This window comes from Solitalea agri, from assembly GCF_023914155.1.
Lineage (GTDB): Bacteria > Bacteroidota > Bacteroidia > Sphingobacteriales > Sphingobacteriaceae > Solitalea > Solitalea agri.
The window spans coordinates 25,800-44,701 of sequence record NZ_JAMWYS010000013.1; the positions used below are offsets into that span (position 1 = coordinate 25,800).

The following is an 18,902-nucleotide window of genomic DNA, read 5'->3' on the forward strand; positions in this document are numbered from 1 at the left end:
CTCAAATTAAAATAAAGTGTTTACAGGAATTATTGAAACCCTTGGAGTAGTAAAAGCTATTCAGAAAGAAGGCTCTAATATTCATTTTACCATTGAATCTCCTATTTCGAAAGAATTAAAAATTGATCAAAGTGTTGCCCACAATGGCGTTTGTTTAACGGTGGTAGCTCTGGGTGATAATAGTCATACGGTAACTGCAATTGACGAAACGTTGAAGAAAACCAATTTAGGTGATTGGATCACGGGTTCAAAAGTTAATCTTGAACGCTGCATGCAAATGAATGGCAGGCTGGATGGGCATATCGTTCAGGGACATGTGGATCAAACAGCAACCTGTATTAGTGTAGTAAGTAAAGACGGAAGCTGGGAGTTTGAGTTTAATTATGATTCATCAAAAGGAAATGTAACTGTTGAAAAAGGTTCGATAACCATTAACGGTACCAGCTTAACAGTTGTGAATTCTAAAGATTCAGGCTTTTCGGTAGCGATTATTCCTTACACCTACGAACACACTAATTTTCACGAGATTAAACAGGGTACTGTTGTCAACCTTGAGTTTGATATTATAGGAAAATACGTGGCCCGTTTGTTGGGAAAAACTCAATAAATATTTTCTAGTAATTGTTATTTCAAATAACTAAAAGTAATAGTAGATTATTAATAAGCAATTGGCTGGTTCTCTTTTAGAAAGCAGCCATTTTTTTTTATTTTAATTGCACTTTGCATTTGGCTATGAAACATATTTTATCATTTTTGCATCCGCTCGATATAATTAAACCAGTACGATAAATGAGGGGGACGATTTACCAAACTATTCTTTTTGTTGCATTAGGAGGCCTTGCTGCCTGTACGTCAAATAGTTCAAAGCCTGATAAAAAATCAGTTAACGCTCCACCGTGTTATGAAACATTAGACGTGGATCAGCGTGAAATTCCTGAAATAAGAGAGAAGATTCATGCTGATAAAAAAGCCTGGCAACTCGATACTATTTTTCAAAAAAAGGTTAAACGCGAAGGGTTTAATGGCGATGTATTAGTTGCCCAAAGAGGTGTTGTCATATATCGGAAGAAATTCGGCTATGCTTCTTTTGATCGCAAGATGCAGGACACATTAAAGTTTGATTCTAAATTTCAATTGGCTTCCATGTCGAAAACATTTACGGCAATGGCGGTGCTTAAGCTTTATGAAGCGGGTAAAATTAAGCTGGATGATAGCGTTCAAAAATTCATACCTGATTTTCCATATCATGGCATAAATATTCAAATGTTGCTTTCGCACCGTAGCGGACTGCCTTACTACGCATATGCCTTTGATGATAGTGTTCGTAAAGTAAGAACCCCGCCGGATAATAACCAAATTTTAAAATGGTTCGCTCAGTCTCGTCCTAAACCATACAATCGCCCAAATCGGTCATTCGCGTATAATAATAGCAATTACATGGTTTTAGCATCAATTGTTGAGCGTGTAAGCGGATTGCCTTTTGATCAGTTTTTGAAGAAAAATATTTTTGATCCGATAGGAATGAAGAATACTTATTTGTCAACAACCAAAAACGATTCGATCAATATGAATCGGACGATGGGTTATGAAGGACGGAGGAAAATTCAAACGGATTATTATGATTTTGTGATTGGAGACAAAGGAGTTTATTCAACAATAGACGATCTGTTTAAATGGTATAAAGCTTTAAATTCTGATTGTTTTTTAAGCAAGAAAACAATGAAGGAAGCCTGGCAACCGCGAAGTTTTGAACGCAAAGGTTTGAAGAATTATGGTTATGGTTTTCGGATGATGCTAAAAGATGCAGAAAGTAAAAAGGCCCGTTATGTTTATCACAATGGATGGTGGAAGGGTTATAGTACCTTATTTTGGTTTAATCCGCATGAAGATTATGTAGTGATTATTTTAGGGAACCGCAAAAACGGTACTGTTTATAAGGTGAAAAGCATTTTGCAGGTTATGGAAGAAGATGCCAATGCAGGTGAAATGGATGATGAACTGACAGATTAAATCGGTGAAAAATTAAAATGTACCAAGTGGTTAGTTAGGCGACACGTTAAATTTAGAAGTGCAAACTGATTAACTCTATCTAAAAATAGTTAGTCCTAAACATTGAAGGAGCAGATTGACTCAATACGGGTAATTTGCTCCTTTTGTTTTTGCATAAAATCATAATTAAGGCTAATTTGTTTCTATTGATTCAGTAACAATGTCAGTGTTAACTAATGGGAAACAAGCTCTGTTTTTCCGAAGGATTCGCTGGAGAGAGCTTTTAGCCATCTTATTCATTCTATTAGGTATCTACTTCTTTCGCCGGGAAAGGCATGAACTCCAATCCCTATCAAGTCTGATAACAAACGCTAACCATACCTGGTTGCTCATTGGGGTAGGGGTTACCGGCTTATACCTGCTTTTACAAGCAGCCTTTTTCTTATTCTGCTTTCGGGCGGTGCACTCAAATTTATCATTGATAACTGCTATCGTATTATTTCTAAAGCAAAACTTTATAAGCATTTTTTTACCCGGAGGCGGTGTTACTTCATTTGCATATTTGCCTTCACTACTCCGGAAAGAAAATATTGAACGTTACAAAATTTACCAGGCAGCTGCCCTTCAGGGCTTTGTTGGGATTTTTACCGTGTTATTGGTGGGCTTTCCAGTTATTTCTTATGCCTTATTGAACCATAAAGTTATTGAAGGAGTAAATTTTCTCTTTGCAGGAGTGTTTCTTTTGATTTCAATTCCTGTATCGCTGTTCATTTATTTAAAGAAAAAAAGAAATCCTCCTCAATTTATGACAAAGGCTTTCACGGAGTCAGGTCTTCGTAAACTGCTGTCTTTCGACCTTTCTAAGATTCAATTTTTTAAAGCAATTTTCTTGTCCGTTTGTATAGAGCTGGAAGGTGTAATCCATTTAAACATTGCGATGAGAGTAGTAGGGGCTGATCCCTCCTGGGAGGCTGCTTTTACCGGATATATCGTTTCTACTTTATTTCTGATTATTTCACCATTTCTAAAAGGACTCGGTGCTGTTGAACTGTCACTTGCTTATATTCTCCAGTTGTATGGGTTTAATCCTGATAGGGCAGTGGAAATTGCACTGATCTATCGTCTGCTAGAGTTTTGGTTGCCGTTGGGAGCAGGAATAATTGTCTGGACATGGAAAGGAAAAAATCTGTTTTTAAGGTTGGCGCCATCTCTGCTAATCTTTATCCTTGGAGTGGTTAATATTTTTTCGGCACTTATCCATCCAACTGGCTCCAAGCCGAGTCTGCTAAAAGAGTATATTCCCCTCGAATTAATTCATGCCTCTAACTGGCTGGTAATTATGCTTGGCTTGGTGTTGTTGGTCACAGCAACCTTTTTAATCAGGGGGTTAAAAGGAGCCTGGTGGCTTGCCTTATGTTTATCTGTGCTTTCATTGATCGGCCATCTAGTAAAATCTCCGGATTATAAAGAAGTCGTTTTAGCCATTGCGGTCATTACGATATTGCTGATCTCTCGTAAACAATACCGACTAAAGAGCGATCCCCGTTATGTTAATTTGGGCTTTATCACAGCATTAGGAGCTTTAATCATGGTACTAATATTTGGTACGCTTGGATTTTACCTGCTTGACAAAAAACACTTCGGCGTTGATTTTAGTTTGATGGAATCAGTACGTTACGCCATATCCAATTTTTTATTGATACAAGGAACTAATCAACTACCCATCACTCATTTTGGCAAGGAATTCATAATTGCTATCCGGGTATTGGGCATTACCGTTTGGAGCTTCTTGCTTTTCACGCTGTTCCGTCCTTTCCTCTTTAAAGCGTCATCATCGGATCAACAGCATGAAAAAGCTCTTTTTTTAACAGATCAATATGGGTCATCTGCTGTTGATTATTATAAAACCGATACCGATAAATTGCTGTTCTTTTCAGCTAAAAACGAAGGCTTTTTAGCTTACAAAGTTGCTAATGGTTTTGCAATAGTCTTGGAAGAACCTGTTTGCGATGAAAATGATAAAGTTTCGTTTTTAATGGAGTTTGATTTGTTTTGTATTAACTCTGGTTTAAAACCTGCTTATTACCGGGTAGATGAAGATAGTTTATATCACTTTTCGACCTTGAATAAAAGAAAGCTTCTCATAGGCCAAGAAGGCGTTACTGACATTGAGAATTTCACGTTGGAGGGAAAACAAAATAAAGCGCTTCGAAACGCCTTAAACAGTTTGACTAAAAAAGAGTACCAGGTGCAAGTACATAAAGCTCCTCATTCTATATCATTTGTCAGTGAATTAAAAAAAGTATCGGATGAATGGCTTTCCGGTAAGTCTGAAATTATTTTTTCGCAAGGCATGTTTAATTTTGCTGCAATCAGGAATCAGGATGTTATTGCCCTTCACGATTCGAACGAGACCATAGTAGCGTTTCTCAATATCATTCCCGATTATGCTCCTGACGAGTGCACCTATGATTTGATTCGTAAAACGGTGGATGCTCCTGCCGGATGCATGGACGCATTAATTATAAAACTGATTGAATATGCAAAGACAAAAGATCTCAAGTTTCTGAATTTGGGACTGGTTCCAATGTCGGGTATAAGCCAACCTGAAAGTACGGCTGAGCGGGTTGTTAAATATGCCTATGAAAGGATTCGCAGATTCAGGCACTACCAGGGTTTAAGAGAATTCAAAGAAAAATATGCCTCACAGTGGGTAAATAAATATTTGGTTTATGATAATGATTTTGATTTGATTCAATTACCAAACGCTTTAAGAAAAGTAATGGAGCCCAAAAAGAAAGGCTATACTATTACTGAATCTTTCTAAAACTTAAATTTCTCTTAGTTTTCTTCGAATCCGCTATAAATGCATGTGTTTGGTTTTATGCACGAATGCTTTATCTCGAAAAAAATAGATGATAGAAAAACAAAAGGGGGGAGGGTAAAAGGTAGGGCTATATGCCCGCAGGAGACTTGTTTTTATTTAAGCTTGTAAGTCTCCCAGAGGAAGACTTACACGGAGAAGGGATTTCAGATTATTTATTTTATTCGTACTTCTAAAATCTAATTTCTTACTTTATTAAAACCATTGCTGGTTGATATTGCCTAAATAAGTGGTTCTGTCGCTGGAACCGATTCCAAATAAAAGTTTGATCTCTGCCCCGATATTAGGATATAGGTTTTTACCGTCAATATCTTCAACATTGATCCATTCTGCGCTAAGGGCCGAAGTATGGATTGCATTCAATTCAGGAGTTCCAACTAAAATCTTTCCTGAAAAAATATTGTGAACTACTACCTCTTGTTTTTCCGTGCGATGGGTTTCAGCAACAAATAGTAAATCATCAATTTCAATAGTTAGATTTAGCTCTTCTTTCAATTCGCGAATAACAGCTTCTTGTAAACTTTCACCATCCTCGGGGTTGCCTCCTGGTAAACCATAAACTTCGGTGCCACTGTAAATATATTTCATCAATAACACCGAATCATTGTTTAATAGCACCACCGACGGTCGGATTTTGTGTTTCATTTTTTTATTGGTTTGTTTTTGAATTAATCTTGCCGTAAAGATAAAATCAGTCTGCATAGTATAGCAGGCCTATTTCAATTTATTAGTTAACGAGTATTTGCCTTTATAATTATTGTTGAACCAAGCCATTGCAATATCAGCTTCCAGTCCTTTTACTCCCATAACACGATTTTCAAACTGGCCTTCTATGGTAAATCCTAGTTTCTCATAAAACTTGATTGCATGCGTATTACTCTCACGGGCAAAAAGCTCAATCCGTAAAATATCTGAATGGTTTTCTTCCACTTCTTCAATTAAGGTTGTGAACAAAAGACGACCAATGCCTTTTCCTTGAAAATCAGGGTCAACTACTATAGTAAGATCACTCATTATGTGGGCGAAAATTTTGATCTTAGGCCGGTAACAATGGATCTCTCCTATAAGTTCTGAAGGTTTATCCGGATGTTCAACCACCAAAATGATTCCTTCTTCAATAGCCTTTTTAACAAAAGCACTTATATAATTATCAGTTATTTCAGCAACAATACGGGCTATTCCACCTTCTTTTTGAGCCACACGTTGATATAATTTCATGATGGCCTGTTTATCGGCAATCGTTGCTTGTCTGAGCTTAGGCATTTATTTTTGATCTTGATGAATGTTAATTAATATGAGCGTAATCTGATTTTATTTTGAAGTTAAAGTTGTTTATCAGATTTATTTCAGTGATTGGGAGAACAGCCACGATAATAAACCCGGTTCGGCAAATGTATTGTCCCAGCTATTATGTTCTGCCTCGGGGTATTCTGTGTACTTCACCTTTGCTTTGGCATCTTGTAATGCCTTATACATTGTTCTTGAAAAATCAGGCGGTACCACATTGTCTTTTGCACCATGGAAAATCCAAACAGCTGTTTTCTTTGCATATTTTTTTGCAGTTTTCGGATTTGCACCTCCACAAATCGGAATAGCCCCTGCAAATGTTTTTGGGTTTCGCCATAAAAGTTCAAATGTGCCCATTCCTCCCATCGAAAGTCCCATAACATAAATTCGCTTAGTATCTACTTTGTCCTGGGCTATATAAGCTTTCAATAAGCCCTGAACCAATGCTAATGGAGGTGTTGGCTCACCATCAGCTTGAAAATGAAATTCTCGTTTCCCCTCACTAAAATCAAATTTAACATTGGCCCAAAAGCTGTTTTCGGGACATTGAGGGAATATAATGATGGCAGGAAATTGCTTTCTGGCTGTATCGTTCAAGAAAAGCTTAGCACCATGGGTTAACTGCTTTTCATTGTCATTGCCACGCTCTCCTGCTCCATGCAGGAATAAGACTACCGGATATTTCTTAGTAGGGTTATAATTTTCAGGAAACAGGACACGGTAGTTTAAGGTGTCATTGTTTTGAACAAAAGTTTGTTTCTGGTATAAATTCAGGTCTTGAGCTGCTAACGGATTGAAAGCAAAATTTAAACATATGATCGTTATTAATAAGCCGAAGTTAATTTTTCTTGACATTGCCTATAGTTTCATAAATGGAATCCTAAAGTAAGTGAATGATTTTCTTATTTCAAATCTTAAAACGTTGATATTCTTTCAATAAGAAATCATTTTTGCTTTTATGTTCACCTGGCTTAACTTAGAGATCAACTTTTAAACAACTATTATATGACTAAAGGAAGAATGGAGGCATTTAGTGACGGTGTACTTGCAATTATTATTACCATTATGGTATTAGAAATTAAAGTGCCGCACACTGCTGAACTATCAGCATTGAAATCATTGATTCCGGTTCTGCTAAGCTATATTTTAAGTTTTATTTACATTGGCATTTACTGGAATAATCATCACCATATGTTACATGCCACTACGCGGATAAACGGAGGCATATTGTGGGCAAACTTACATCTGTTGTTCTGGCTATCGCTTGTGCCTTTTGTTACCGGATGGATGGGAGAGAACCACTTTGCAAGTATTACAATGGTTTTTTACGGTATTGTGCTGTTGATGGCAGGTATTGCTTATGTAATATTGCAAAACCTGATCATTGCCAAAAATGGGAAAGAGTCAACTCTTTCTAGAGCGGTCGGCAATGATTGGAAAGGAAAAATATCTCCGGTTTTGTATGTGCTGGGTATAGCTTCAGCCTTTATTCATGAAGCCTTGTCGGGCATGTTTTATGTAGTAGTGGCCATTATCTGGCTGATCCCTGATAAAAGAATTGAAAAGGTGGTAGAAGATTAGTGATTGGCATTAGGTTGTTAGCGGATAGCTATTAGCTAATAACTATCCGCTAATAGCTATACTTAAATCGCTTTACCCTTCATAGCAGTAGCAATGGCAATATCCATCACTCGCTCTGCAAATGGTCGGGTGTATTCGTTTAACGTATCAATTTTGTTCAGAATCTCATCTTTAGAACCGTTGGATAAAGAAGCTCTAAGGTCTTCTGACAATTCTAAGGTTTTAGCCCTTTCATCCTCGCTTAACAATTGACCATTGCTTTTAATAAAACGATCAACAGTGTAAAGCATTTGTTCACCTTCGGTACGTGCTTCTATGATCATTCGTTGAGCAACATCTTCTTTAGCATGTGATACCGAATCAAGCAACATCTTTTCAACTTCCTGATCCGTTAGGCCGTAAGTGGGTTTAATTTCCACTTCCTGTTTTACACCTGAGCGTAATTCGATGGCTTGAACCGTTAAAATACCATCGGCATTTAGTAAAAAGTTAATGTCCACTTTAGGGAAACCGGCAGGCATAGCAGGAATGCCTTTAAGGTCAAATTCGGCCAGTTTACGATTATCTTTAATCAAGTCGCGCTCGCCTTGAAAAACCGAAATTTTCATATTCACTTGTCCGTCGATAGCGGTGGTGTATTGACGGCCAGCTTTAGTTGGAACTTTAGAGTTACGAGGAATGATCACGTCCATTAATCCGCCCATGGTTTCAACGCCTAAAGAAAGCGGAGTAACATCAAGTAGAAGAATGTCTTTACGGTTTCCAGCTAAAATATCTGCCTGAATTGCAGCGCCCAAAGCAACTACTTCATCAGGGTTCAACGTATCATTTACTTCTTTTCCGAAGAAGTTTGAAACGGATTGTTTAACCAATGGTGTACGTGTTGAACCACCCACCATCACAATGGTATTAATATCCGAAGGCGTTAATCCAGCATCGCTTAATGCATTTTTACAGGCCAGTATCGTTTGATCAACCTTAGGTTGAATTAGGGTTTCGAAGGTCGAGCGGTCTATTGAACAATCAACTCCTTGAACTTCTGCTTCGAAAGCATAATTTTCACTCAGGTGTTTTTTCGCTTCTTCTGCTTTTAAACGCAATGCCTGACGAATTTCTTTGTATTGTTTAAGCTCATCATCCGTTAGTCCTGAGCGCTTAACCCAAAACTCAATAATTGCTCTATCGAAATCATCACCCCCTAAAAATGTATCGCCATTGGTTGAAAGTACTTCGAAGATGCCATTTTGGATCCTCAAAATAGAAATATCGAAGGTTCCTCCACCTAAATCATAAACGGCAATTGTTTTTTCTTCTTCAGGATTTAGGCCTATACCATAAGCTAAACTTGCTGCTGTTGGTTCGTTTACAATACGCAATACATCCAACCCAGCCAGTTTTCCAGCATCACGGGTCGCCTGACGCTGTGAATCGTTGAAATATGCCGGAACAGTAATAACTGCACGGTTTACCGGAGTTTTCAACGCATGCTCAGCACGTGTTTTTAGCTCCATTAATATCATGGCCGAAAGTTCAATAGGCGAATAGAACTTATCTTCTACCTTAATTTTTACAAGGGTTTCGCTGTCGTCGTCAACAATTTTATACGAAAAGAAATTCTGGTAATGTTCAATGTCTTTGTATGAACGACCTAAAAGCCGTTTTACAGAAAAAATGGTGTGCTCAGGATCTTCGATGAGGTGTTCTTTTGCATCGTTACCTACAATGGTATTTCCTGTTTTGGGATTTAGGTTAATAATAGAAGGCACTAAAACACCTTTACCGGCATCATTAATTACCTGCGGATGTTTTTCGGGATTGATAAAAGCAACCAAAGAGTTGGTGGTGCCCAAATCAATACCCACAATTATATCTTCTTTTTGCAATGAACCTGTTGCCAGGTTAATAGAAACTTTAGCCATTTGTTTTTGGTTATTGGTTTTTGAGTTATTGGTTATTAAAGGTGATTTTCTATCATCCCCGACTAATAACTAATAACCCAATAACTAAGTCTTTTTTAGAGAACCGCAAAGATAAAGAATAGTTTGGTGTAGCTTAGAATTGATAAAAATAAACTTAAGCTGTTTAAATGCTAAAAAAGTGAAGGCGATGAGTAATTTTACGGCCGATTAACTTTAATGAATGGATCAAATTAAGATAGCTATTGTGGGTTGGGGTTCTGTTTCGGCATTGGGTGCCGAAAAAAAAGATATCTGGACTACCTATTTAACTCCTCAGCACTGTTTTTCCCGAAAAGAATTTCCAATGGGAAATGAATGGGTGGCTGTGCTGGATAAAAAATCAGCTCAATTGGTCGCAAAGGTTGCAGAGGAGAGTTCAAAATATCGCCAATTGGACCCTACTGCCTGGTATGCAATGGCGGCTTCTCGAATTGCTGTAGAACAAGCGGGTTGGCAAAATGATGATACAATAGGAATAAACTTAGGTTCCTCTCGCGGAGCTACCGAAGCTTTTGAAAAATACCATACACAGTTTATTGATTCTGGCGAACAAAATACCGACACGCTTTCTTCGCCAACTACCACTTTAGGGAACATTGCCAGTTGGGTAGGGGTGGACCTGGGTTCACATGGCCCCCAAATTTCTCATTCAATAACCTGTTCAACCGCATTACACGCTGTTCTAAACGCAGTGGCCTGGCTCAAATCGGGCTTGTCGGATAAATTTTTGGCTGGCGGTTCAGAAGCGCCCTTAACACCTTTTACGCTTGCGCAAATGAAAGCTTTAAAGGTGTATGCTAATACCGATACAGATTTTCCTTGTCAATCGATGAATTTATTGAAAACCCGAAATTCGATGATTTTGGGAGAAGGAGCTGCTGTATTTGCATTGCAACGGGAGGCTGAAAATGCTCTTGCCTTTATTACCGGAATTGGATACGGCACCGAGATCATAAAGCATGGTGCATCAATTTCAGAAAACGCAACCTGTCAACAACAGGCTATACGTATGGCCATTAAGGGACATGATCCGGAAAGTATCGACGCAATCGTATTACATTCTCCCGGAACGGTAAAAGGTGACGAATCGGAGATAAAAGCCATTGAAGCCGTTTTTGGAAATTATAAACCTTTGCTCACTTCAAACAAATGGAAGATCGGCCATACTTTTGGAGCATCAGGTTCTTTGAGTATGGAAATGGCTATATTAATGCTTCAGCATAATCAGTTTATCCAACCACCTTATTTGCTTCAGCAGGAAATTAAAAAGCCTTTGAAGAAAATTTTGGTAAATGCAGTAGGTTTTGGAGGAAACGCGGTAAGTATTTTAATAGAAAGAGGAAAGTGAAAAGCATAATCTTTTCACTTTCCTCTTTAATTTTTGAAATTACACGCAATTGCAGCGCATAATTGGATTATAGTCTAAAAATTCAATTTTAGAAGCAAGGTAACCTTCTTTTAGCGGCTCTTCTTTCATCAAATCGGTACTTAAATACTTCTTGTTACTGTCGGAGAAGATAGTAACTACGTTGGCATTACTGCCCATCTCGTTTTGCAGTTTTACAGCACCAACAAAATTGGCTCCCGAAGATATACCTACAGCCAGGCCTAATTGTCTTGATAACTTTTGGGCAACCAAAATTGAGTCACCGTCTGAGGCCTGAATCACAGGGTCTAATTGGTCAAGTTTTACAATTGCAGGAATAAATTCGTCAGAAATACCTTGAATACGGTGAGCGCCTACTTTGTATCCGGTGGTTAATGTTGGCGATTCAGCGGGTTCCAATGGGTGAACTTTAATACCTGGGTGGATAGAACGCAAATAATTTCCTACCCCCATCACTGTACCTCCAGTTCCTACGCCGGCAACAAAGGCATCCGGAACCAGGTCAACGTGTTTCAACTGATTCCAAATCTCAATGCCGGTAGACCTTGCATGTGCCTCTGCATTGTATTGATTAGAAAACTGGCAGGGTAAAAATACATTTGGGTTTTCGGCAGCAAGCTTTTCCGAAAGGGCAATACTTCCCAGGAATCCCCCTTCTTCTTTGCTGATCAAAATAATTTCGGCGCCAAGGCTGCGAATAATATCAATCCGCTCTTTGCTTAGCCAATTAGGCATTATAATTTTAACGGGATGTCCTAAAGCGCGACCAATGGCTGCAAATGCAATACCGGTGTTGCCGCTGGTTGCTTCAATAATAACATCATTTCGCTTGATCTTTCCCTGACGATAGGCTTGTTCTAAAATAAACAAGGCCATTCTGTCTTTAATACTTCCTGTGAGATTGAAGTGCTCACATTTTACGTAAATCTTTCTTTTTTCTCCCTCGTAAGAGTATAAGATCTCTAACATCGGTGTATTTCCTACCAAATGTTTAAGATGTTTAAATTTTAATTCCAATTCGGGACTTAATGTTTGCTTCGTTTCCAGAACTATCATAAAGTTTTATTTGGTTTAGATTCGATGCGAAGTAAATTATTTTTTCTTTAAAAAAATAATATTTATTCAATGTAATCACTTGTTTACCAAATATATATAACTGGTTTTCATATTGTTTTTTTAGGAAAATAAATATGATTTTAAGCAGGTTTTTTATTTTTTTCCAAAATTCTAATTTCGGAATTTATGATTTCAGCTCACCATTTTAACTGGTTGTTTTCTCTGGGTATGAAGAAGCAAAGTGAATCTTTCCACAGAAAATGTTAAAGGGATTATCTTTTTGTTTTCCAGTATATGCAATTGTATCAACGAAGTTGAAATAATAAAGCCCTCGAATAGAAAGAATTTTTATTTAACTAAGTTTGCTGCTCATCAACCATTTTATCTCTGCTTTAAACAAATGTCCTACGAAAACCTCAAGCAAAAGATACTTTCTTATTCAACCTTTACGGTGGAAGAACTAGAATTGATTCTTTCCAAATTCACAGCCACTACTTTTAAAGCGAAGGAGTTTTTATTGTCAGAAGAGAAAATATGCGCTTCAGTTTACTTTATAACGAAGGGGTTGGTACGCACTTATTATGTTAGAGATGGTAAGGAGATAACTACTTATTTGGCTTGCGATGATCAATTTATTTCTGCCTACACCAGTTTCATTACACAATCAGCATCGGTTGAAATGATGCAGGCAATTGAGGAAACAGAGGTTCTTTCTGTTTCATACAAAAACATGCAAGAGTTGTATCAAGCTGTTCCTAACTGGCAAGTTATTGGCAGATTATTGGCTGAATACAATTATATATGCATGGCCGATCGGGTGTTGAAACTGCAAGGTATACCCGCTAAAGAAAAGTATGCAAACTTTCTTGCAACAAGTCCTTTTAAAATTGTTCAAAGAACCCCCATGATTCATATTGCATCTTACTTAGGTATTACACCCGAGTCGTTGAGCCGAATCCGAAATGGCATTTCTTAACATTTGTCAAATGGAAGCAGTTTTCGATTTCGAAAATTTGTAAACGCATTAAGCATTTATCAAATGATCGAAATCGCAAAAAACGTTTACCAGTTACCGTTACTTCCCAGAAACAGTATCAACTGTTATATTGTAGATGATTTACTAATTGACGCTGGCATAAGGGCCTCTGCTAGTAAAATTCTTAGAGCTCTTAAATTTCATAAAATTAACGCGCATGCACTGACTCATGCTCATGCCGACCACCAAGGAAGCAGTTCGTTGATTTGCAAACAATTGGGTATTCCATTATGGACTTCCGAAAAGGAAAAATCGAATGCAATGTCGGGAAGCGTAGTGGACGATTACCCGAATCCAAAGCATTTTATAGCCCGTTTTCAGCAGTTAAATTGGGCCGGTAAGGGTTTTAAAGTATCAAAAACGTTAGCAGAAGGTGATGAAGTAGGGAGCTTTACAGTTATTGAAACACCCGGTCACTCCAAAGGGCATATTTCTTTTTTTCGTGAATCGGATAGATTGCTAATTGCAGGTGATGCACTTGTAAATATGAACTTACTAACCACGGTAGTTGGGTTAAATACTCCACCCGCTTTATTCACAACCGATATGCTTCAAATGCAACAATCAGTGCTTAAGTTGTATAAGCTTAATCCTTCCATTATTTGCTTTGGTCATGGTCCTGTTTTGCGTAATGATAAAGGGCAATTTGAGAAATTGATAGCAAGGATGGGTTAGAAATCTTCGTTTTGTTTTGGGATATCGTTTTCTATTTATATTAAAAGCTTAAATTGCTCTAACATTATCGTAAAACATTATTGCCCGGCGATGACTACCCAAGCTTTATCACTTTTTGTATCTGAAACAATCGGTACAGTTTCAGCCGAATGTAATATTCCTGAAAATGCCTATTGCGTACTTACGCTTGCTCACGGAGCTGGGGCGAACATGCAACACGAATTTATGGTGGCATTGTCGGAATCGTTAGCCGAAAAGGGTATTGCTACAATACGATTTAACTTTCCGTTTATGGAAGGTAAAAAAGGAAGGCCCGATACGCCGGCTACAGCCTATAAAGCCATTGATGCAGCCGTTTTAAAAGCAAGGGAGCTTTTTTCAGGTCTTCCGCTTTTTGTTTCAGGTAAATCATTTGGAGGGCGCATGAGCTCACAATATTTAGCACTTCATCATTCTGAAAATGTTAAAGGAATCATTTTTTATGGCTTTCCTTTGCATTCACCCGGTAAACCTTCGGTTGAACGAGCTGAACATTTGAAAGAAGTTAAAGTGCCTTTGCTTTTTTTACAGGGGTCACGCGATGAGTTTGCAACCTGGGAGTTGATAAAATCTGTTTGTGATGAACTTTCACTAGCCACTTTGGTAGAAATTGAAGGGGCTAATCATGCTTTTAAGGCGGGTAAGAAAAATGTAATAGAGGTTCTCGTCGAAGCTATCCAAAATTGGATATTGAAAGTTATGTGATTGTTAGGTTTTTAGTTTTAAATGTATTGTAATCAGTGATTTAAATGAATAAGATAAAAGTAATAATTACAGGTACTACCGGTATGGTTGGCGAAGGGGTTTTGTTCGAATGCTTAAACAATCCCGAAGTCGCTGAAGTATTAAGCATTTCAAGACGACCCTATGAGGTAAAGCACCCTAAATTCAAGGAATTGATCGTGCCTGATTTCTTCCAGCTAGCTAATCATATGGAGTCATTAAGAGGGTATGATGCCTGTTTTTTCTGTGCCGGAGTGAGTTCGGTAGGTATGAAAGAAGATAAATATACCCTCCTTACTTATAATACTACACTGGCATTTGCGAGGGTGGTATCTGAAGCGAATAGTAATATGGTTTTCACCTACGTGTCGGGTATGCATACCGATAGCTCTGAAAAAGGAAAAAGTATGTGGGCTCGGGTAAAAGGGAAAACGGAAAATGATTTGATGAAACTTCCCTTCAGAGCAGTATATAATTTTAGACCGGGTGCAATGCTGCCGTTTAAGGGGCAGAAAAATTGGAAATCTATTTATAAAACTATTGTTAAGTTTATTAAAGCTTTTGCTCCCAAGAGTATATTAACCATGCAAGAGGTTGGAAGAGCTATGATCAATGCAGTTATAAAAGGTTATCCGAAATCGATCTTAGAAATAGTGGATATTAAAGAACTCGCCAATAAATAAAAAGACCTCACTCCGTGACAAGGAGTGAGGCCTTTTATTTAATTTCTATCAAATAATAAGCGTTGGCCTTTTTGATGATGGTCTAAAACGCCCTCATTATAAACCAAATTACCGCTTACTATTGTATGAGTAACTTTTGATGTAAACGCTTGTCCTTCAAATGGCGACCAGCCACATTTATATAAAATGTTCTCTTTTGATACTGTCCAAGGTGATTTAAGGTCAACTAAAACCAAGTCGGCCCAATATCCTTCACGGATGAACCCACGTTTCTCAATTTGAAAACAGATGGCAACATTATGAGCCATTTTCTCCACTATTTTTTCAAGTGAAATTTTACCCTGATGATAAAACTCTAACATAGCAGTTAATGCATGCTGAACCAGCGGGCCGCCCGAAGGCGCTTTGCTATACGGTTGTTCTTTTTCTTCAATAGTATGTGGAGCATGATCAGTAGCAATCACATCAATATGGTCATTTAAAACAGCTTCAAAAATTTGAGATCTGTCGGTAGCCGATTTAACTGCCGGGTTCCATTTAATATAGTTGCCTTTAGCAGCATAATCAGCGTCGCTGAACCAAAGGTGATGAACACAGGCTTCAGCAGTAATCTTTTTGTCTTTTAAAGGAATGGTGTTTTCGAAAAGTTTGGTTTCGATACCGGTTGAAATGTGAAGAATATGCAAGCGGCTATCGAATTTCTTTGCCAGTTCTACAGCTTTGCTCGATGATAGATAACAAGCTTCAGCATTGCGGATCAAAGGGTGCATTTCAGGTGTTAAGCCTTCTTCTCCATATTTTATCTTAAATAGCTCCAGGTTATGGCGAATCGTGGCCTCATCTTCACAGTGTGTTGCTACTAGCATCGGCACTTTCGAAAATATACCTTCCAGTGTTTTTTCGTTATCCACCAGCATGTTTCCGGTAGAAGAACCCATGAACACTTTTACCCCACATACATCTTTCGGATTTGTTTTCAAAACCTCTTCCAAATTATCATTGCCTGCACCCATGAAAAATGAATAATTGGCAAATGAGTTACGGGCAGCGGTTTGGTATTTCTCTTCCAGTAAAGTCTGGCTGAGTGTATTTGGAACCGTATTGGGCATCTCCATAAACGAGGTGATACCGCCAGCTACCGCAGCCGCTGATTCGGAAGCGATATTTGCTTTGTGTGTTAATCCCGGCTCGCGGAAATGCACCTGATCATCAATGCATCCCGGTAAAAGGTATTTTCCTTCAGCATTAATTATCGTGTCAGCTGATGAATTAATAGAAGAATCAATCTTTTCAATAAAGCCATTTTTAATTAAAACATCAGCGTTGAATTGCCTGCCTTCGTTTACTATTGTGGCGTTTTTTATAAGGATAGAACTCATTTTTTGTGTTGAAATTTGGAGATGTGCAAAGGTGCGAATTTTGATTGTTTTATGGCAGTTTTTGATTGCTAAAAACATTCTGTTAAATTATTACAACAAAATCTACCTAATGGAACCTTTACTTATTGAAGAGAACATTGCTTAAGATTTATTTTTTTAGAGGCTATAAGGTTATGCTTGATAGCGATTTGGCCGGGCTATATGGTGTTACCACCAAACGATTAAACGAACAAGTAAAACGAAATTTATTTCGATTTCCTGCTGATTTTATGTTCCAGCTTACTGAAGAAGAGTATGAGGAATATCTTTTGAGGTCGCAATTTGCGACCTTAAAGGAAGAAAACTTGAGGTCACAATCTGCGACCTCAAAAACAGAAAACTTGAGGTCGCAATTTGCGACCTCAAGTGTAAAGCATGGTGGACGAAGGTATCTGCCTTATGTGTTTACAGAACACGGTGCTGTAATGCTAGCCAGCGTTTTAAATAGTCCGGTAGCAATTGAAGCTAGTATTTTGGTAGTAAGAGCATTCGTTAAATTGAGGAATTTACTGGAATCGAATAAAGAATTGGAGCAGAAGTTAAATGAACTGGAACGAACAACGAAAGGCAAATTTGATGAACAGTCGGGTCAAATTGATCGTTTATTTAAGGCGCTTAGACAATTGATTAACCTACCTAACGAACCCCGAAAACGGATAGGCTATAAACCGGAAGATTGATCAATCCTTTGGTAGGATTGCTATAACCGATAACTCATAAGCCTCAATTGTTAAATAAATGCTAATTTTGCGCCATGTCCAAAACATTTGAGGATTTTCAGTTTAACCGTCAAATTCTGAATGCAATAGAAGAGGCGGGGTATACTTCTCCCACATTAATTCAACAAAAAGCCATTACACCTATTTTATCGGGTAACGATTTAATGGGTATTGCGCAAACCGGTACTGGTAAAACAGCGGCCTATGTATTGCCAATGGTGATGAAGCTAAAATATGCTCAGGGGCAAAACCCTCGAGCGTTAATTCTGGTTCCTACCCGTGAGCTGGCTTTGCAAGTATTAGAGGCTACGCAGGCCTTAGCAAAATATACGGATTTACGAATCACTGCAATCTTCGGCGGACTTGGTCCGAAGACTCAAATTGAAACGATAAAAGCAGGAGTAGATGTAATTATTGCAACTCCTGGCCGCTTTATGGAAATCTACCTGAAAGAGGAGCTGGTCGTAAAACAACTGAGTTATTTTGTGATTGATGAAGCTGATAAGATGATGGATATGGGCTTTTTGCCACAGATCCACAAGATATTGGAGATCATCCCGCGTAAGCGTCAAAATCTATTGTTTTCGGCCACCATGCATCAAAGGGTGGAGACCTTGGCTGGCGATTTTCTGAAATTTCCGGTTAAGGTAGAAGTTACTCAACAAGCAACACCTGCCGAAACAGTTTCACAAGCTTTGTATTACGTTCCCAATCTGAAAAGTAAGATCAACTTAATGATGCATTTGCTTAAGGATGAGGAGGATATTAGCAAGTTAATTGTATTTACCAAAACAAAAACTACCGCAGACAATATTGCAAAGTACCTGGTGCGTCGATTCGGAGAAGAGCAGGTGAGGGTGATTCACGCCAATAAAGGGCAAAACTCGCGTATCAATGCAATCAATCAATTTAAGAATGACGATATCCGCATTTTAGTAGCTACAGACGTTGCCGCAAGAGGTTTGGATGTTACAGATGTGAGTCACGTAATCAATTTTGATGTTCCGTTGATTTACGAAGACTATGTGCATAGGATTGGTCGTACTGGCAGGGCTAACAAAACAGGTGATGCGATTACATTTTGCAACGAAGCAGAAAAGTTTCATATCGAAAAAATTCAGAAATTGATCCGTCAGCAAATTCCAGTTATAGAAATACCTCAGGGTGTTTTTGTTGAGGAAACAGCTTATGATGAGCGTCAGGCTATGGCTCGCGAAATTGATGAACAAAAACGCAAAGCCGATCCCGATTTTAAGGGAGCTTTTCACGAGAAGAAAAATCCATTTGCCAAGAAGGTGGAGAAAACAAAAAAGGATCAAAAACGTAATTATGTAGACCCGAAAAGTAAAGAAGCCCGTTTCGGTCCAAAAGACAAGAACAAAGGCAAAAGAAGATAAAAGTCACATAAGGGATTTGTATTACGCAGCTAATTCGTAGAATTCAAGTAATTAGTGGTTTAAAAGTTTA

General features: G+C 38.2%; 17 protein-coding genes. 11 read left to right on the forward strand and 6 right to left on the reverse strand.

Annotated elements, in window-relative coordinates; genetic code table 11:
* The first annotated feature begins 16 nt into the window (after nucleotides 1-16).
* The 3 genes from NF867_RS03525 (at nucleotide 17) to NF867_RS03535 (ending at nucleotide 4,816) form a co-directional block, all read left to right on the forward strand.
* The gene (locus tag NF867_RS03525) at nucleotides 17-607 is read left to right on the forward strand and encodes a riboflavin synthase (protein ID WP_252586165.1); all 591 of its coding nucleotides are present in this window, start codon (nucleotides 17-19) and stop codon (nucleotides 605-607) included.
* A gap of 182 nt (nucleotides 608-789) precedes the next feature.
* Nucleotides 790-2,010 (forward strand): serine hydrolase domain-containing protein, encoded by a 1,221-nt coding sequence (locus NF867_RS03530; protein ID WP_252586166.1) that lies wholly within the window; start codon nucleotides 790-792, stop codon nucleotides 2,008-2,010.
* A gap of 199 nt (nucleotides 2,011-2,209) precedes the next feature.
* Nucleotides 2,210-4,816, forward strand: a complete 2,607-nt coding sequence (locus tag NF867_RS03535; protein ID WP_252586167.1) for a phosphatidylglycerol lysyltransferase domain-containing protein — start codon at nucleotides 2,210-2,212, stop codon at nucleotides 4,814-4,816.
* A 252-nt stretch (nucleotides 4,817-5,068) separates the two neighbouring features.
* Here NF867_RS03535 and NF867_RS03540 read toward each other — a convergent pair whose 3' ends face one another.
* The 3 genes from NF867_RS03540 to NF867_RS03550 all read right to left on the reverse strand — a co-directional run bounded on the left by NF867_RS03540 (nucleotide 5,069) and on the right by NF867_RS03550 (nucleotide 7,015).
* The gene (locus NF867_RS03540; RefSeq protein ID WP_252586168.1) at nucleotides 5,069-5,518 is read right to left on the reverse strand and encodes an NUDIX domain-containing protein; all 450 of its coding nucleotides are present in this window, start codon (nucleotides 5,516-5,518) and stop codon (nucleotides 5,069-5,071) included.
* Between the two features lie 69 nt (nucleotides 5,519-5,587).
* Nucleotides 5,588-6,136: a GNAT family N-acetyltransferase gene (locus tag NF867_RS03545; RefSeq protein WP_252586169.1), complete on the reverse strand. Its 549-nt coding sequence runs from the start codon at nucleotides 6,134-6,136 to the stop codon at nucleotides 5,588-5,590.
* Nucleotides 6,137-6,214: 78 nt separating this feature from the next.
* Nucleotides 6,215-7,015: a carboxylesterase family protein gene (locus NF867_RS03550; protein WP_252586170.1), complete on the reverse strand. Its 801-nt coding sequence runs from the start codon at nucleotides 7,013-7,015 to the stop codon at nucleotides 6,215-6,217.
* A gap of 150 nt (nucleotides 7,016-7,165) precedes the next feature.
* Here NF867_RS03550 and NF867_RS03555 point away from each other — a divergent pair, with 150 nt between their 5' ends.
* Nucleotides 7,166-7,741: a TMEM175 family protein gene (locus NF867_RS03555; protein ID WP_252586171.1), complete on the forward strand. Its 576-nt coding sequence runs from the start codon at nucleotides 7,166-7,168 to the stop codon at nucleotides 7,739-7,741.
* A 62-nt stretch (nucleotides 7,742-7,803) separates the two neighbouring features.
* On the opposite strand, the gene hscA is transcribed toward NF867_RS03555, so the two are convergent.
* The gene (gene hscA, locus NF867_RS03560) at nucleotides 7,804-9,660 is read right to left on the reverse strand and encodes a Fe-S protein assembly chaperone HscA (protein ID WP_252586172.1); all 1,857 of its coding nucleotides are present in this window, start codon (nucleotides 9,658-9,660) and stop codon (nucleotides 7,804-7,806) included.
* A 220-nt stretch (nucleotides 9,661-9,880) separates the two neighbouring features.
* Here hscA and NF867_RS03565 point away from each other — a divergent pair, with 220 nt between their 5' ends.
* Entirely contained in the window at nucleotides 9,881-11,047 is a 1,167-nt protein-coding gene (locus tag NF867_RS03565; RefSeq protein WP_252586173.1) for a beta-ketoacyl synthase N-terminal-like domain-containing protein, read from the forward strand.
* A 39-nt stretch (nucleotides 11,048-11,086) separates the two neighbouring features.
* Here the strand turns inward: NF867_RS03565 and NF867_RS03570 are convergent, their stop codons facing one another.
* Nucleotides 11,087-12,142 carry a PLP-dependent cysteine synthase family protein gene (locus NF867_RS03570; RefSeq protein ID WP_252586174.1) on the reverse strand — a complete coding sequence of 352 codons (1,056 nt, stop codon included), beginning with the start codon at nucleotides 12,140-12,142 and terminating at the stop codon, nucleotides 11,087-11,089.
* A 400-nt stretch (nucleotides 12,143-12,542) separates the two neighbouring features.
* Here NF867_RS03570 and NF867_RS03575 point away from each other — a divergent pair, with 400 nt between their 5' ends.
* From NF867_RS03575 to NF867_RS03590, 4 genes are all read left to right on the forward strand, one after another.
* Nucleotides 12,543-13,118 carry a Crp/Fnr family transcriptional regulator gene (locus NF867_RS03575; RefSeq protein WP_252586175.1) on the forward strand — a complete coding sequence of 192 codons (576 nt, stop codon included), beginning with the start codon at nucleotides 12,543-12,545 and terminating at the stop codon, nucleotides 13,116-13,118.
* Nucleotides 13,119-13,181: 63 nt separating this feature from the next.
* Complete coding sequence (locus NF867_RS03580; RefSeq protein ID WP_252586176.1) at nucleotides 13,182-13,853, forward strand: MBL fold metallo-hydrolase; 672 nt, start codon at nucleotides 13,182-13,184, stop codon at nucleotides 13,851-13,853.
* Nucleotides 13,854-13,943: 90 nt separating this feature from the next.
* Complete coding sequence (locus NF867_RS03585; RefSeq protein WP_252586177.1) at nucleotides 13,944-14,597, forward strand: alpha/beta hydrolase family protein; 654 nt, start codon at nucleotides 13,944-13,946, stop codon at nucleotides 14,595-14,597.
* Between the two features lie 44 nt (nucleotides 14,598-14,641).
* Entirely contained in the window at nucleotides 14,642-15,298 is a 657-nt protein-coding gene (locus NF867_RS03590) for an NAD-dependent epimerase/dehydratase family protein (protein ID WP_256471352.1), read from the forward strand.
* Nucleotides 15,299-15,336: 38 nt separating this feature from the next.
* Here NF867_RS03590 and NF867_RS03595 read toward each other — a convergent pair whose 3' ends face one another.
* Nucleotides 15,337-16,677, reverse strand: a complete 1,341-nt coding sequence (locus NF867_RS03595) for a dihydroorotase (protein WP_252586178.1) — start codon at nucleotides 16,675-16,677, stop codon at nucleotides 15,337-15,339.
* A 173-nt stretch (nucleotides 16,678-16,850) separates the two neighbouring features.
* On the opposite strand from NF867_RS03595, the gene NF867_RS03600 reads away from it, so the two are divergent.
* Both NF867_RS03600 and NF867_RS03605 read left to right on the forward strand, forming a co-directional pair.
* Nucleotides 16,851-17,396, forward strand: a complete 546-nt coding sequence (locus tag NF867_RS03600) for an ORF6N domain-containing protein (RefSeq protein WP_252586179.1) — start codon at nucleotides 16,851-16,853, stop codon at nucleotides 17,394-17,396.
* A 74-nt stretch (nucleotides 17,397-17,470) separates the two neighbouring features.
* The gene (locus NF867_RS03605; protein ID WP_252586180.1) at nucleotides 17,471-18,832 is read left to right on the forward strand and encodes a DEAD/DEAH box helicase; all 1,362 of its coding nucleotides are present in this window, start codon (nucleotides 17,471-17,473) and stop codon (nucleotides 18,830-18,832) included.
* Nucleotides 18,833-18,902 lie beyond the last annotated feature (70 nt).